The sequence below is a fragment of the Brucella sp. HL-2 genome, from assembly GCF_025846885.2.
Taxonomy (GTDB): domain Bacteria; phylum Pseudomonadota; class Alphaproteobacteria; order Rhizobiales; family Rhizobiaceae; genus Brucella; species Brucella quorumnocens.
Window position 1 is genome coordinate 36,773 of sequence record NZ_JAOYTK010000028.1, and the last position, 16,485, is coordinate 53,257.

A 16,485-nucleotide genomic window follows, 5' to 3' on the forward strand; every position below is an offset into this window, starting at 1 on the left:
TTAATCTAGCAGCGCTGCAATCGCGGTTGGCGCATCCTCGCCACGTTCGGCGAGTTCTTCAAACTCGACGACCTGATCGATATCCGCTCCCATGGAAATATTGGTGACGCGCTCGAGGATGAATTCGAGTACCACTGGCACCTGATGCTCGCTCATCAGCGCTTTTGCCTGCTCAAAACTTTCGGCAAACTGGTTCGGACTGCGCACCCGGATCGCCTTGCAGCCGAGGCCTTCGGCAACCGCCACGTGATCGACGCCGTAACCCTTTTCTGCGTCACCCGATGCGTTGATGTTGTCGAAGGCGAGACTGACTTCGAAATCCATATTGAAGCCGCGCTGCGCCTGACGGATAAGGCCGAGATAGGAATTGTTCACGACCACATGAATGTACGGCAGCTTGTGTTGCGCACCGACCGCCAGTTCCTCAATCATAAACTGGAAATCATAGTCGCCTGAAAGCGCAACGATCGGACGATCAGGATCAGCAGCACGGACGCCGAGAGCAGCAGGCAATGTCCAGCCCAATGGGCCAGCCTGACCACAATTGATCCAGTTGCGCGGACGATAAACATGCAGAAACTGTGCGCCAGCAATCTGACTGAGACCAATGGTTGTGACGTAACAGGTGTCGCGGCCAAAGGCCTTGTTCATCTCTTCATAAACACGCTGCGGCTTGAGCGGTGTCTGATCGAAATGTGTTTTACGCAGCATGGTCCGTTTGCGTGTCGCACATTCCTCTGCCCAACCCGACCAGTCACGCAGCTTGCCGGCGGATTTCCACTCGGTCGCCACATCAAGCAACTGCTTCAAAGCTTTGCCAGCATCTGAAACTATACCGAAATCCGGCGCAAAAACACGACCGATCTGGGTCGGTTCGATATCGACATGGATAAACTTACGATCCTTCTTATAGGTCTCGACATTGCCGGTATGACGGTTTGCCCAGCGGTTTCCGATGCCAATGACAGTATCGGACGCAAGCAGGCTCGCATTGCCGTAACGGTGCGACGTCTGAAGACCGCACATGCCCGCCATCAGACGGTGGTCGTCCGGAATAACACCCCAACCCATCAGGGTTGGGATGACCGGAATGCCGGTGATTTCAGCAAATTCGACCAGAAGATCGGAAGCATCGGCATTGATGATGCCGCCGCCAGCAACGATCAGCGGACGTTCCGCTTCGTTGAGCATGGCAATCGCCTTTTCGGCCTGTGCCCGCGTTGCGGCTGGTTTATAAGCTTCCATCGGCTGATAGGTATCGATGTCAAACTCGATTTCAGCGAGCTGGACATCGATCGGCAGATCGATCAGCACCGGTCCGGGACGACCCGACTTCATAATATGAAATGCCTTCTGGAAAACAAAAGGCACCAGTGCTGGCTCCATAACCGTAACCGCCCATTTGGTAACGGGAGCTGCGATCTTGGCAATATCGACTGCCTGGAAGTCCTCTTTGTCGAGGCGTGCGCGGGGTGCTTGGCCTGTAACGCAGAGGATTGGAATTGAATCGGCGGATGCCGAGTAGAGGCCGGTGATCATGTCCGTACCAGCTGGGCCGGATGTGCCGATGCACAGGCCGATATTGCCGTGCTTCGCACGGGTATAGCCTTCAGCCATGTGTGAAGCGCCTTCAACGTGGCGCGCAAGAATATGGCGGATAGAACCCCGCGCCTTCATGGCCGAATAAAATGGGTTGATCGCAGCGCCTGGCACACCAAAAGCGCAATTGATCCCTTCCTTCTCCAGCACAAGTACGGCTGCATCGACTGCACGCATTCTGGCCATGACGGCTTCCTCCTACGGAAAATATATCCATTTACAAAAGCTACAGTCAAAATATGGAAATGCATACCATTATATGGAAATAAAGATTTTCAACGAAATGGAGATAATCCCCCACGCCCTTTCCGATGTCATGGGGATAAGGTAGTGATAGAAGAACACGGAATCGGAGGCGGCTCATGGAACAGGTAAAAGCAAAGCGGGGCCGCAAGGCAGCGGAAAACGCAGCACCTTCATCCGTTCAGGTTCTGGATCGCAGCCTCAAGCTTCTGGCACTGATTGCCGAGAATGACGGTTCGACATTGACCGATCTGTCTGATGCAAGCCACATGGCGCCTTCCACGGTGCATCGGCTTCTGTCTTCACTCGCAAACCACGGCATGGTTTCGCATGATGCGGAAAGCGGCGACTGGACTATCGGCGTCAAGGCATTTGAAATCGGCAATGCCTTTCGCCGCTTCCGCAAGCTTGGCACTTTGGCGCGGCCTTATCTCAAGCAATTGATGGAATCGAGTGGGGAAACCGCCAATATCGGGGTCGAAGACGATGGCGACGTCGTGTTCATTTCGCAGATCGAAAGTCATGCCCCGATGCGCGCTTTCTTCCGTCCGGGGCGCCGGGGGCCGATCCATGCGTCCGGCATCGGCAAGGCTGTTCTTTCGACATGGTCGGATACAGAGATTGCGCGAACGCTTTCGGGCAGAACGCTTGAGCACTTCACGCAGCGCACGCTCGACACACTCCCCGCCCTGCTAAAAGACATTCAGGCAACCCGCACGCGCGGCTGGTCGATTGATGATGAAGAACACACGCTCGGTATGTGCTGCATCGCAGCGCCTATTTTCAACGAGTATGGAGAAGCAATTGCGGGTATTTCCGTTTCTGGGCCTGCCGTGCGTTTGCCTAAGAAAAAGCTGGAAGAACTTGGGCCGATGATCCGCACGACAGCCGATGAACTGACCCGGACCATGGGCGGTAAGCGGCCAGAAGAGCTTTAGAGCACGCATCTTTTCCGAAAACCGTTTCATACTTTTCGGGATAGAGCGCCGTGCGCCCTCTTGGGCGCACAGATGTCGCTCTAACACTTTATATTTACAGCATAATTCCTTAAACTGATTCAAGTTTAAGGAATTATGCTGTAGGCTTTAAAAACAGAAAAACCCGCAGCAGATTGCTCCGCTACGGGTCCTCCCTCTCCCTCCTCCAGAGATTTCTTAGGCGAGTTCGGCCTTCAGCGGCTTTCCCGCAATATAGGTCTCGACAATCGCACGGTCATCACCGACCGTTTGCAGCAGGAACAACTCCTGCTCAAGCGTTGCACCGGCTGCCATGCGAAGACGCATAGGCGATGTCGCTGCTGAATCCAGCACCACAATATCTGCTTCCGTACCCTCATCGAGCGTACCGATTTTATCTTCCATCGACAGCGCGCGGGCATTGCCGAGCGTCATCATGTAAAAAGACTGGAACGGATTGAGGCGCTGCTCGCGTAATTGCAGAATCTTGTAGCCCTCGTCCATGGTGCGCAGCATCGAAAAGCTGGTGCCGCCGCCGACATCGGTCGCGACCGCCATGCGCACGCCCGATGCTTTCAGGCGGTCGCGGTCGAAAAGGCCGGAGCCGAGAAACAGGTTCGAGGTTGGGCAGAAAACCGCAATCGCACCGGCTTCCGCCATCACCTGCACTTCACGTTCTTCAAGATGGATGGAATGGCCGAGCAGCGTCTTGCTGCCGAGCAAGCCATAATGCTCATAGATGCCGAGATAATCCGGCGAATCTGGATAGAGCGTCTTGGTGAATGCTATCTCGTCATGGTTTTCCGACAAATGCGTCTGAATAAAACATTCGGGATGTTCGTGGGCAAGCGCCCCGCTCAATTCGAGCTGTTCAGGTGTAGAGGTGATCGCAAAACGCGGCGTAATTACATAATCAAGGCGATCCTTGCCATGCCAGCGCGCGATCAGCTGCTTGCTCTCGTCATAACCTGATTGTGCTGTATCGCAAAGTGCGGGTGGTGCATTGCGATCCATCATCACCTTGCCGCCTAGCATACGCATATTGCGATGCTGCGATGCACGGAAATAGGCGTCAACGCTCTGCGGATGCACCGAGCAATAGGCAACAGCCGTTGTTGTGCCGTGACGGATCAGTTCGTCCAGAAAGCGCTCTGCGATAAATTCCGCGTGCTGCTCATCGGCAAATTTCTGCTCTGCCACGAATGTATAGGTGTTGAGCCATTCGAGAAGATTGGCGGCATAGGACGCAACAACCTGCGTCTGCGGATAATGGATATGCGTATCGATGAAGCCGGGCAGGATGAGATGTGGCCGATGATCGGCAACCTTTACGTCGCTGCCTGCTTCAGCGCTTATCTCGGCATAATCTCCGAGACGCGCGATGCGGCCATTTTCGACAAGCACAGCACCATCTTCGATATAGCGATAGGATTGACTGTCATCCAGACTTTGCGGTTCGTCACGAAAGGTCAGCACGCGGCCACGGATGAGAAGTTTGCTCATTATTATTTTGCTCCAGCAGTAGCGGATTCATACCAGGAAGCGAGCAGCTTGCGCTCCTCATTGCTCACGCCGGTAACATTGGCAGGCGGCATGGCATGGGATCGACCAGCCTGCAAATAGATTTCGCGGGCGTGGGCTGCGATATCCCTATCTGTTTCAAGAACCACACCTTTTGGTGGCACGATGATGCCTTCCCAACCTGGTTCCTTGGCATGGCACATTGCACAACGTCCCAGAACGGTATCCCGCACTTTTCCAAAGTGCGGGTCCGAGATGAAAGTCTGCTGCAGCGATGAAACCTTCTGTTCTTCTGGTTCACCCGTCAGAATCTTCGGTACAGTCGACAGCCACATGATGATGATGAACAGGATAACCGTCACCAGCCATGTCCATGTCGGGCTACCCTTGCGGGCGTGCTGCGTGTTGAACCAATGGCGGATTGTCACGCCCATCAGGAACACCAGCGAGGCGATGATCCAGTTGAACTCGGTGCCAAATGCCAGCGGATAATGGTTCGACAGCATCAGGAACAGAACCGGCAGCGTCAGATAGTTGTTATGCGTTGAACGCTGCTTGGCGATCTTGCCATATTTCGGATCGGGCTTACGACCGGCGATCAGATCCGCGACCACGATTTTCTGGTTCGGAATGATGACCATGAAAACGTTGGCCGACATGATCGTCGCTGTGAATGCACCCAGATGCAGGAAGGCTGCACGACCGGTGAACAGATGCGTATAACCCCAGGCCATCACCACCAGAATACAGTAGAGAATGACCATCAGGAGCGTATCGCTCTTGCCGAGCATCAGCTTGCAGATGGTGTTATAGGCGATCCAGCCGAAAGCCAGCGAGGCGATCGAAATAGCGATTGCCACCGGTGCTGAGACATCGAGCACATTCGGATCGACCAAATAAAGATCGGCGCCCGCATAATAGACGATGCAGAGCAAAGTGAAGCCTGACAGCCATGTGGCGTAGGATTCCCATTTGAACCATGTCAGATGCTCAGGCATCTCGGCAGGTGCAACCAGATATTTCTGGATGTGATAGAAACCGCCACCATGGACCTGCCATTCTTCGCCATAAGCGCCGACCGGTAAGCCCGGACGCTGGCGCAAGCCAAGGTCCAGCGCGATGAAATAGAAAGACGAGCCGATCCACGCAATCGCGGTGATGACGTGTAGCCACCGCACTGCGAAGCCCAGCCAGTCCCAGGCCACGGCAAGATCATACATCCGGCACTCCCATTACTCGTTTTACTTTTTTGCGTTAACGCGCATCTTTTCCGAAACCCGCTTCACACTTTTCGGGATGCGCTTTTCTCTCTACGCGCATCTTTGCCGAAAACCGTCTTACACTTTTCGGGATGCGCTTTAGTTCCCTGCTTTATTATTTGCCAAAGCTTTGCGCCTGTGTGAACGTCGCATCAAGACCATCACTTTCAAAAAAATATATACAATGGTGGAACGTACGCATGTCTTACCTTGATAATCTGCGTGTTTTTGTGCGCGTTGTCGAATTGGGAAATTTGTCGGCGGCAGGTCGCGACCAGCGCGCCTCGCCAGCCGTTGCAAGTAATCGAATCAAGGAGTTGGAGAAGCATCTTGGTGTTCGGCTCTTCAACAGAACCACACGAAAACTGACCCCGACAGAGCATGGCCGCATATTTTATGACGGCGCGATGAAGATACTCGAAGCGGTGGATGAAGCCGAAGCAGCAGTCGCTGAACTGGCAAAAAATCCAAAGGGTTCGATTCGCATTACTGCACCTTTGGGGCTCGGTCGAAGGCTCATTGCTTCCGGAATTCCCGAGTTTCACGACAAATATCCGGACATTGAAGTGCGCCTGCGACTATCTGACCATGAGATCGACATCATGAGCGAAAGCGTTGATGTTGCTTTCAAATTGGGTGTTTTGGAAAATTCAAATCTGCGGATGCGCGGTATTCTGAACTGCGAACGCGTGATTTGCGCAGCCCCTGACTATCTGGAAAAGCACGGCACTCCACAATCACCCGAAGAGCTTCTGGGCGACCAACACGATTGCCTTCTCCTGCGCTTTCCCGGTTCCAAGGAATTTTATTGGTCGTTGCAAACACCCGAAGGTCTTCGGAAGTTCGAAGTCACTGGCCCATACGACTCCGACGATGGCGACGTATTGACGCAATGGGCGCTTGGCGGACGCGGAATTATCAACAAGCCACTGTTCGAAGTGAAAGAATATCTCCGCGATGGTCGGCTGATTCCTATTCTTGCAAGCACACCACCAGCGTCTATCCAGCTGGCCGCAATCTATCCGCATAAGCGTTTTCAGGACCCGAAGGTGCGTCTGATCATTGATTTCATGACAGAGCGTTGCCAGCGTCTGATCCGCGAGGCATTGGCCTAAAGGAAAGCCCGCCTGATTATAGCAATTCCAGCAAAAAGCGCGAAGCGGTTTTGCGTGGGATAATACCAAAGTTCATTGAGTACGACTCATCGGACTTTGGTTAAGCCCTTGTGGCGATTGAACATTTTCAAGGCGTGATGCGTCAGCATCTTGAGCCGCCTTGGTATAATGCGTAAAACCAAACAGTTGCAGCGGTTCCAACGATTCAGTCTTAACTGGAACTGCTGTAATTGAATTAGGCGGGCTGCAAGACTTTGCTGGAAACCAGAACTGCGGTCAGAATCTCCGCAGCGGCTAAAGCAGCAATGACTTCCGGTCGTTTGTCTTTCACGACTGTTCCGCCGACCGGGCAAATAAGATTATTGAATAAATCGTCGCGACCAATTTCACGTTTCAACCAAGTTTTGAAAGTGGCTTTCTTGGTCTTTGAGCCAATCATGCCGACATAAACGGCATCGCCACGCTGCAAAGCCTCGGCCACGATCAGGAAATCAAGCGCATGGTCATGAGTAAGCACGATAAAGGCGCTGCCGGGCGGTGCTGAACGCACCACCTGCTCAGGCAAGGCGGCAAGACATGTCTCGACCCCTGGCGCATCGACGGCCATGAGTTCCGCTTCGCGCGTATCCACCAGAATGACCCGCACCGGCGTCAGCGACAATGAATAGGCTAAGGCGTCACCTACATGGCCGGCACCAAAGACATAGACATGCGGACGGGTGGAGATTTCGGCATCGACCTTAGCAATAAGCTCTTCAGCCAGTCCGCGATTGACGCGCCGGAAGCTTAAACCGACACGACCGCCGCAGCATTGGCCGATTTCGGGACCAAGTGGAACGTCCATCGATGAATCCCGCCCACCCAGCAAGATTTTACGCGCATGGTCGATCGCCATATATTCGAGCTGCCCGCCACCGATGGTGCGGAAGATCATGCCACGGGCGACAAGCATCCATGCACCCGCATCACGTGGTGCGGAACCTCTGACATCGGTGACTTCGATCAGCACGCTGTCGGATCGCTTGTTGAGAAACGCTCTTATGTCATCCCTCGCGCCCGGCATCGCATTAGCCCTTCTGACTGCGCAGCCGTTCGATGGCCATCAGCACACGCTCCGGCGTGGCAGGCGCATCAAGGCGCGGACTGATTTTGTGATCGGCAACGCTGGCAACAGCATCCGAGAGTGCATAGAGCACCGACATGCCATGCGGCAGCGGCGGCTCACCCACAGCTTTGGAGCGATGGATAGTTGGTTCGTAAGCTTCCGACCAGTCCGTCAGCGCAACATTGAAAATCTTTGGACGGTCTGATGCCAATGGGATCTTGTAGGTCGATGGCGCATGTGTGCGCAACCGCCCTTTATTGTCCCAGACAAGCTCTTCCGTGGTCAGCCAGCCCATGCCCTGCACGAAGCCGCCTTCCACCTGACCAATATCAATGACACGGTTCAGCGAACGGCCCGTATCGTGAAGAATATCGGTGCGCTCCACCACATATTCGCCAGTCAGTGTATCGACAGAAACTTCCGAACAGGCTGCACCATAAGCGTAATAATAGAAGGCGTGGCCTTTACCCTTTGCGCGATCCCAATGGATTTTCGGCGTTTTGTAATGACCCGATGCTGATAACTGAACGCGGCCGATATAGGCTTGCTTCACGAGATCATTGAAGCTGATTTCCTGATTACCAACGCGGATGCGGTTGGGAAGGAAAACGACCTGATCTTCCGGTACCTGATGTTGCTGCGCTGCAAAATGAATGAGCCGCTTCTTGATCTGACGCGCCGCATCCTGCGCGGCCATACCGTTCAAATCAGCACCGGACGATGCTGCCGTGGGAGCTGTGTTCGGCACTTTCGCAGTCGTCGTTGCAGTGATCTTTACACGATCAAGGTCAATCTGGAATTCTTCTGCCACCACTTGGGCTACTTTGAGATGAAGCCCCTGCCCCATCTCGGTGCCACCGTGGTTCATATGCACCGAGCCGTCATTATAGACATGCACCAGCGCGCCAGCCTGATTAGATTCCGTCTTGGTGAAGGAAATACCGAATTTCACCGGCGTCAGCGACATGCCACGTTTCACATAGCGGCTTTTCGCATTGAACTCGCGGATTGCTTCACGACGTTTCGCGTAATCAGCGCTTTCCTCAAGCTCGGCAACGATGCGCTGAATGATGCAGTCTTCCACCTTCTGGTGATAGGGCGTCACATTGCGCGCACCGTCGGTTCCCATGGCATCGTAGAAATTGAGCTTGCGGATTTCGAGAGGGTCTTTGCCAACAGCAGACGCCACTTCCTCAATAACGCGCTCGGCACCCACCATGCCTTGCGGGCCACCGAAGCCACGGAATGCCGTGTTGGATACGGTATTGGTATAAAGCGGTGCCGACTGCGCATGAACGGCCGGGAAGAAATAGGCATTGTCGCAATGAAACAGCGCACGGTCCCCAACAGGGCCAGATAGATCGGCAGAGAAACCCGCATTCAGAGCAAAAAGATAATCGACACCGAGAATGTTGCCTTCATCGTCGAAACCGACTTCATAATCGATCATAAAATCATGCCGCTTGCCGGTTGAGGTCATATCCTCATCACGATCAAGACGAACTTTAACGGCGCGTTTATGTTTCTTGGCAGCAATTGCAGCAATGGCTGCCCATTGATTGGCTTGCGTTTCCTTACCGCCGAAACCGCCGCCCATACGGCGTACTTCGACCGTCACCGAATGGCTCGGCACACCCAGCGCATGTGCAACCAGATGCTGCGTTTCGCTTGGCCCCTGCGTTGAGCAATAGATCGTTACATCGTCATCCTCGCCGGGGATGGCGAGTGAAGCCTGACCTTCGAGATAGAAGTGATCCTGCCCACCAACAAGCATACGCGCTTTGACTTTACGCGGCGCGTCGTCAATGGCCTTGCGGGCATCACCCCGATTAAGCGTCAGTGGCGTGAAGACCAACTTGTCCTTGTAACCGTCAAGACCAGAAATCGAAAACAGGCCCGGCATTTCTTCATATTCGACCTTGGCAAGACGGGCTGCGCGGCGCGCCTGATCGCGCGTGCGGGCAACAACCGCAAAGATCGGCTGACCGTGGAACTGAACGTTATCAACCGCGAAGATCGGATCGTCATGCATCCCCGATGGCGAGACATCGTTTTCGCCCGGCACATCCTTATAAGTCAGCACGTCGACCACACCGGGTGCCGCACGCACTGCGGACAAATCAACAGCATTGATTTTAGCGTGCGCAACAGTCGAGAAGCCGACGCCGATATGCAGCGTCCCTTCAGGCTCTGGAATATCGTCGATATAGACCGCTTCACCCGTCACATGCTTATGCGCGGAATCATGGCGCTGATCGGTCGCGACGCCGCCTTTAATACGGGCAGCTTTAAGAGCGTTTGCAGGATGCTTGTTCATGTCATCCTCCCTATGCAGCTTCAACGCTTGGCACGCGCAAAGGTTCGGCTTGCCCTTGCGTTTCAGCATAAAAGCGGCGGAGTAAATTCTTGGCGACCAGCAAGCGATAATCAGCCGTCGCGCGCATATCGCTTAGAGGCTGATAGTCGAGGCTATAGGATTCAAGCGCTGCTTCAACGCTCTCCTCGTCCCATAGTTTACCCGTCAGTGCTGCTTCCACATTGAATGCCCGCTTTGGTGTTGCCGCCATACCACCATAGGCGATGCGGATGGATGCAACCTTGCCCTCATTATCGAGTGTCAGATGGAAGGCACCCAGCGTTGCCGTGATGTCTTCCTCAAAACGCTTGGAAATCTTGTGAATGGCAAACTGGCTGCCTTCGAGCGGCACCGGCACATGCACGGCTTCCACAAACTCGCCGGGCTGGCGATCCTGCTTGCCATAGGCGATAAAAAACTCTTCCAAAGGAATCATCCGGCGTTCCGTACCCTTGCGCAGAGTGAGCTTCGCGTTCAGCGCAATCAATGGCGGTGGCGTATCGCCAATCGGCGAACCATTGGCAATATTGCCGCCGATGGTACCCATATTGCGCACCTGCTCGCCGCCAATGCGATTGATGAGGCTTCCCAAAGCCGGAATGCGCTTTGCAAGGAAGGAGAAGGCTTCCGTATAGGTTACGCCCGCACCAATAGAGATGACGCCGTCTCCCTCGCTGATGGTGCGCAGTTCAGTGAGATGACCGATAAAGATGACCGGCGAAATATCGCGCATCATTTTCGTGACCCAAAGGCCGACATCGGTAGAACCGGCAACAATTGTTGCCTTGGCTTCGGCTGCATAAACAGTGGCAAAATCATCGAGACTGGCAGGCACGACCAAACGATCTTTACCACTACCCACTTCAACCCGCGCGCCGTCGCGCAAGGCCGTCAACTGGCTGATAACCTGCGCGCGTTCAGCCGCAAGCGGATCGTCGATCAGTGTGCCGTATTCGGAGATTGCGCGGGCTGCACGCATGATGGCTTCATAGCCGGTGCAACGACAGAGATTGCCCTGCAACGCCTTTTCGATCTGCGCGTCTGCGGGCTTTGGATTGCGCATCCAGAGGCCATAAAGCGACATGACGAAGCCCGGCGTGCAGAAGCCGCATTGTGAGCCGTGAAAATCGATCATCGCCTTTTGCACGGGATGCAGGCCACCATCCGACCCGCGCAAATGTTCGATAGTCACGACATGACAGCTATCGAGCGATCCGACAAACCGGATGCAGGCATTCACGCTTTCATAGATCAGCTCGTCATCCACAATCTTGCCGACAAGCACTGTGCATGCACCGCAATCGCCTTCGCCACAGCCTTCCTTGCTCCCACGTAGTTTGCAAGAAAGACGCAGATAATCGAGCAAGGTTTCGGTTGGCGAAACGCGGTCGAGTTCAACCGTCTCGCCATTCAGCAGAAAGCGGATACTATGTCTGACGGCTTGACCCATATCGCTTAGCTCCCGCGATAGGTTGAATAGGAAAATGGCGAAACCAGAAGCGGCACATGATAATGCGCCTTTTCATCCGAAATGCCAAAGCGCAGCGGCACGACATCCAGAAATGGCACGACGTCATCGCTCTTTCCAAAATATTCACCAACATGGAAAAGCAACTCATATGAACCAGTATGTAACGCATCGCCTGCGAGCAGTGGCTCGTTGCAGCGACCATCCGCATTGGTGCGGATTTCGCGCACAGTTTCAGCCTGCTGATTCTCGATGCGGCGTAATTCAATGCGGAGATTTGCTGCTGGTTTGCCGCTCACCGTATCAAGGACATGCGTCGTCAATCGGCCCTGACCGCTTATTTGCCTACCCATTTGTACTCCTGCCGCTTGTACGATTCTCTCGATCCCACGATTGGAACCGTTGCAAGCACTTGATTTAGTGCGGCTTATTCTGGTCAAACCATAGAAGTTTGCAAACCGCACTCGTTCCCTATTTTGAGTATTTACCGACTTCGTGTCTTGGGAAAGATGATAATCGTTGGATGTCTTTCAAAATTTTGAGGGGGAATGGTCCGCGTAAATCTTTATTATCATGGGCAAAACAGACAAAAACTGAGGGAATTCCATATGAGTTATCCGCGCAATCTGGTTGGCTATGGCCGCAACACACCAGACCCATGCTGGCCGGGTGGAGCCAATATCGCCGTGCAGTTCGTCGTAAACTACGAAGAAGGCGGCGAAAGCTGCATTCTCGATGGCGACCCGGCATCTGAATGCCTGCTTTCCGAGATCGTTGGCGCACAGGCATGGAAAGCCCAGCGCAATCTCAATATGGAATCCATCTACGAATATGGATCGCGCTCCGGCTTCTGGCGCTTGTGGCGCGCATTCACGCGACGCAATATGCCGGTCACGGTCTATGGTGTGACGCTCGCCATGGAGCGGAACCCCGAAGCCATAGCCGCCATGAAGGAAGCCGATTGGGAAATAGCCAGCCACGGCCTGCGTTGGTGGGAATATAAGGATGTTCCCGAGGAAGTGGAACGTGAACACATCCGCGAAGCTGTGCGCTTGCACACGGAAATTACCGGTTCACGTCCGCTTGGCATTTATCAGGGCAAACCGTCCGATAACACGCTCAAGCTTGTGATGGAGGAAGGCGGCTTTCTCTATTCCGCCGATTCCTATGCCGATGAACTGCCTTATTGGGTCAAGGGACCGAAAGGTCCGCATCTCATTGTGCCTTATACGCTCGACACCAATGATATGCGCTTTGCAACACCACAAGGCTTTAACTCCGGCGATCAGTTCTACACCTACCTCAAAGATACGTTCGACGTGCTTTACCGTGAGGGTGCAGAAGGTGCGCCGAAGATGATGTCGATTGGCCTTCACTGCCGTCTGGTTGGTCGTCCGGGACGCGCGGCAGCACTGGAGCGTTTCCTCGATTACGTACAGAGCCACGACAAAGTCTGGATCGCCAAACGCGTCGACATTGCACGCCACTGGCATGAACATCACAAGCCAAAATCGACCGATGTTATGCCATCCAAGGCCAGCAAGGCAGATTTTGTCGCCCGTTTCGGCGGCATCTTTGAGCACTCTCCGTGGATTGCCGAACGTGCCTATGACACGCGCCTGACTGAATTGGCCGATTCAGCCTCCGGCCTTCACACAGCTTTGGTTCGCGCTTTCCGTGCGGCATCCGACGACGAAAAGCTCGGTGTGTTGCGCGCGCACCCCGATCTTGCGGGTAAACTTGCGGCAGCCAAACGCCTGACGCCGGAATCCACCGCCGAGCAGGCTTCTGCCGGTCTTGATGCATTGACAGACGACGAGCGGAAGACATTCACCGAACTCAACGACGCTTACACGCAGAAATTCGGGTTTCCTTTCATCATTGCGGTTAAAGGCCGTAACAAAAAGGAAATTCTCGACGCTTTCAAACGGCGCGTCGAGAATACGAAAGCTGCCGAGCTGGAAACTGCGTCCGAACAGGTCGAGCGCATCGCGCTGCTACGGCTCAAAGACATTCTTCCAGAGACACTTTACTGATTAGGAAAAGACCGATGAGCCGAAATTATTATGCACCGACGGGTGGCTTGCCGCCACAGACGCAGCTGCTGACAGACCGCGCGATGTTCACCGAAGCCTATGCGGTCATTCCCAAAGGCACGTTCAGCGATATTGTCACAAGCTTCCTGCCCTTCTGGGAAAAGACGCGGTTGTGGATCATCGCCCGCCCGCTGTCAGGTTTTGCCGAGACATTCTCGCAATATATCATGGAAGTGCAGCCGGGCGGCGGCAGCGACCGCACTGAGCTGGACGATGGCGCACAGGGCGTGCTGTTTGTTGTCGAAGGCGAAGTAACAGTCACGCTCGCAGGTAAAGACCATGTGCTGACCGAAGGTGGATATGCCTATCTGCCGCCGAAAAGTGGCTGGCGACTTCGCAACAACAGCAATGCCGTCTCCCGTTTCCATTGGGTACGCAAGGCTTATGAGCATGTCGACGGCCTTGATGTGCCAGAACCTCTCTTCCTTAACGAGAAGAACATCGCACCCACGCCGATGCCGGACACCAATGGTGCTTGGGCCACAACACGCTTTGTCGATCCGAACGACCTGCGTCACGACATGCACGTGACCGTCGTCACATTCGAGCCGGGAGGCGTAATTCCGTTTGCAGAAACCCACGTGATGGAACACGGGCTTTATGTGCTCGAAGGCAAGGCCGTATATCGACTCAACCAGGATTGGGTGGAAGTGGAAGCAGGCGACTTCATGTGGCTGCGCGCTTTCTGTCCACAGGCTTGCTACGCAGGTGGACCAGGCAAGTTCCGCTATTTGCTTTACAAGGACGTCAATCGTCACATGAAGCTGTCGCGCTAAGCGTCATTCTCACAGAAAAAGGCCGATCTTGATCCGGCCTTTTCTTTTGATCACCGCTTTAGAGCGCGTTTCGATCTGATTGGTCCAGATCAGCGCTCTAACATTTTGTTCTAGCGTGCACCTTTGTCCAAAAACCGTTTCACACTTTTCGGGATGTGCTCTAATTAAATTTCGTCAATAAAAAAAAGACGGCGGACCGAAGTCCGCCGCCACCATTCTTCTGACTGGAGATCAGATTGAATTAACAAAGCAGTCCTTCTACTTCGTCGAATGGTATTTCAATATATCTAGATTTCTAATCGCGTATAATACCAATATATATTGATAATATTTGTATTAAATTTAGTGACTTGGAATTTAATTATTATGAAATTTCGTATATTGGCCGCTACGCAATGTAACGGCCAACATATTTATTAGAAAGAACGCTGGAAGCGAACCATGCCCTGCCATGCGTCCTTACCCTTGAGGTAAGACTTGTCGTCCTGCCACTTGGTGTAAGAAACTTCTGGAGTAACGGTGAAGCCCGGTACCAGTTCGTAGGCCACGTTAGCGGTTGCTGCGAACGTGCTGCTACCATCGTAGGCAACCTGTGCATTGAAGGTAGCCTGATCGGTTGCTTTGAACGCTGCTCCACCCCAGACAGCCCAATCGCCACCCCAAGTGCCATAAAAGCTGCTGATGGCACGGACCTGGCCAACAACGTTGCCGGAGCCGTCTTTCACGTCGAAGTACTTGTCCTTATTCGACTTGTAACCGCCCATGACCCAGAGCGAGAAGCGATCGGTGATATTCACGTCGCCGCGCAGCTTGCCTGCCCATTCTTCATTACGTGCATCATAAGCTGCAACGGCTGCGATCTTGCCCCAGCCCTGTTCGTATTTCACGCCGCCAACGACATGCGGGGTGTAATCCTTGATTACGCCCTCATAACCGTATGCATTATCGGTATCGACGTTGTTACCCTGTTCAAGCGATAGAATAGCGGACAGTCCATTATCACCATTGAAGGTATAGCTAATGAGGCCGGTGCGATAACCGCCTGCAAGGATCACGTCATCGTTGATGACATTGCCAAGATATCCAGGGAAGGTCACGAATGCCGATTCATCAAGACCAACGCGCAGACCACCGAGCTGGATATAGCCATAACGCAGTGAGCCGGATGCACCTTCTTCGCCATTACCCCAGTCATAGCGGGTTTCAGCATAGGTCTTGAGGGTGCCGAGTTCAGTTTCCGAAGCCGTGCTGAAGCGGAGTGTGAAACGAGCCTTGTTGTCCCAGGTCTTGCGCTTGTATCCGTCGCTGGCAACAGCAGCACCGTCGCGATCAGTAAATCCGCGGCCATATACATCGTTGCCGCCAGTCACATCATAGCGAACATAGCCGGAAACGCGCAGGCAAGTCTCTGTTCCAGGGATGTAGAAGTAACCTGCACCATATGCATCGCAAACGCGTACGTATTCAACGGCCTCTGGTTCTGGTGCAACAATCGCATCAGCGGCTTGAGCAACGCCAGTTCCCGCTGCAATGACTGCTGCTGAACCCAGAAGAAAACCCTTAATAGTCATTTTGATATGCCTCCAGCAAATCTGAATAATTAACACTGCCGACTGATAGAATGAATCTGTCGTAAATCTCAATTACAACTTATAGAGAATGACTATTATAAATAACTATGTGACAAATCTGGCACTATTTAATAGTATATTATATTCATCCAACTAAATATTACTGTATTTACATGCAATTTATATTTAAATATATTCTGCTAACAATTAATTGGCTGTCATTTCATAGATATTTAGAACACGGTTATTTAAATTTTCTATTGCATCATTGATTATGCTGAATGTCCAAAGTCTGCGTTTGAGAGCCTGTTCCAAAAAGGGTTGAGCGATTTCAGTGGGTTATGATTCAATCGGATTTCTGACATACGATGGAGATCACGATGACCTGGACTGAAACCGCTCGCCGACAGTATGAACGTC

General features: G+C 53.3%; 12 protein-coding genes. 4 read left to right on the forward strand and 8 right to left on the reverse strand.

The annotated features are described in order from the left end of the window. Positions 1-1,785 carry a glyoxylate carboligase gene (gene gcl / locus OIV19_RS20025; RefSeq protein WP_095446081.1) on the reverse strand — a complete coding sequence of 595 codons (1,785 nt, stop codon included), beginning with the start codon at positions 1,783-1,785 and terminating at the stop codon, positions 1-3. Positions 1,786-1,961: 176 nt separating this feature from the next. Between gcl and OIV19_RS20030 the strand changes: the two genes are divergently transcribed. Then, positions 1,962-2,780, forward strand: coding sequence for an IclR family transcriptional regulator (locus tag OIV19_RS20030; RefSeq protein WP_095446080.1), 819 nt, complete (start codon positions 1,962-1,964; stop codon positions 2,778-2,780). Between the two features lie 216 nt (positions 2,781-2,996). Here OIV19_RS20030 and guaD read toward each other — a convergent pair whose 3' ends face one another. Both guaD and OIV19_RS20040 read right to left on the reverse strand, forming a co-directional pair. Next, on the reverse strand, positions 2,997-4,301 hold the full coding sequence (guaD, locus tag OIV19_RS20035; RefSeq protein WP_264233300.1) for a guanine deaminase: 1,305 nt from the start codon (positions 4,299-4,301) through the stop codon (positions 2,997-2,999). Positions 4,302-4,303: 2 nt separating this feature from the next. Further along, complete coding sequence (locus tag OIV19_RS20040; protein ID WP_095446078.1) at positions 4,304-5,539, reverse strand: urate hydroxylase PuuD; 1,236 nt, start codon at positions 5,537-5,539, stop codon at positions 4,304-4,306. Positions 5,540-5,778: 239 nt separating this feature from the next. Here OIV19_RS20040 and OIV19_RS20045 point away from each other — a divergent pair, with 239 nt between their 5' ends. Then, the gene (locus OIV19_RS20045) at positions 5,779-6,693 is read left to right on the forward strand and encodes a LysR family transcriptional regulator (protein WP_095446077.1); all 915 of its coding nucleotides are present in this window, start codon (positions 5,779-5,781) and stop codon (positions 6,691-6,693) included. Positions 6,694-6,928: 235 nt separating this feature from the next. On the opposite strand, the gene xdhC is transcribed toward OIV19_RS20045, so the two are convergent. Genes xdhC through uraH form a run of 4 tightly spaced genes read right to left on the reverse strand, consistent with a single transcriptional unit; the run spans position 6,929 to position 11,975 of the window. Beyond that, on the reverse strand, positions 6,929-7,756 hold the full coding sequence (gene xdhC / locus OIV19_RS20050) for a xanthine dehydrogenase accessory protein XdhC (protein WP_264233304.1): 828 nt from the start codon (positions 7,754-7,756) through the stop codon (positions 6,929-6,931). 4 nt (positions 7,757-7,760) lie between these two features. After that, the gene (gene xdhB / locus OIV19_RS20055; RefSeq protein ID WP_264233305.1) at positions 7,761-10,115 is read right to left on the reverse strand and encodes a xanthine dehydrogenase molybdopterin binding subunit; all 2,355 of its coding nucleotides are present in this window, start codon (positions 10,113-10,115) and stop codon (positions 7,761-7,763) included. A 10-nt stretch (positions 10,116-10,125) separates the two neighbouring features. Next, on the reverse strand, positions 10,126-11,604 hold the full coding sequence (gene xdhA / locus OIV19_RS20060; RefSeq protein WP_264233307.1) for a xanthine dehydrogenase small subunit: 1,479 nt from the start codon (positions 11,602-11,604) through the stop codon (positions 10,126-10,128). A 5-nt stretch (positions 11,605-11,609) separates the two neighbouring features. After that, on the reverse strand, positions 11,610-11,975 hold the full coding sequence (gene uraH, locus OIV19_RS20065; RefSeq protein WP_095446073.1) for a hydroxyisourate hydrolase: 366 nt from the start codon (positions 11,973-11,975) through the stop codon (positions 11,610-11,612). Positions 11,976-12,230: 255 nt separating this feature from the next. On the opposite strand from uraH, the gene puuE reads away from it, so the two are divergent. Together puuE and OIV19_RS20075 are read left to right on the forward strand one after the other, a co-directional pair. Next, positions 12,231-13,658: an allantoinase PuuE gene (puuE, locus tag OIV19_RS20070; RefSeq protein WP_151096039.1), complete on the forward strand. Its 1,428-nt coding sequence runs from the start codon at positions 12,231-12,233 to the stop codon at positions 13,656-13,658. 14 nt (positions 13,659-13,672) lie between these two features. Then, on the forward strand, positions 13,673-14,494 hold the full coding sequence (locus OIV19_RS20075) for a bifunctional allantoicase/(S)-ureidoglycine aminohydrolase (protein WP_095446071.1): 822 nt from the start codon (positions 13,673-13,675) through the stop codon (positions 14,492-14,494). Positions 14,495-14,910: 416 nt separating this feature from the next. On the opposite strand, the gene OIV19_RS20080 is transcribed toward OIV19_RS20075, so the two are convergent. Then, positions 14,911-16,065, reverse strand: a complete 1,155-nt coding sequence (locus tag OIV19_RS20080) for a porin (RefSeq protein ID WP_095446070.1) — start codon at positions 16,063-16,065, stop codon at positions 14,911-14,913. Between the last annotated feature and the right edge of the window lie 420 nt (positions 16,066-16,485).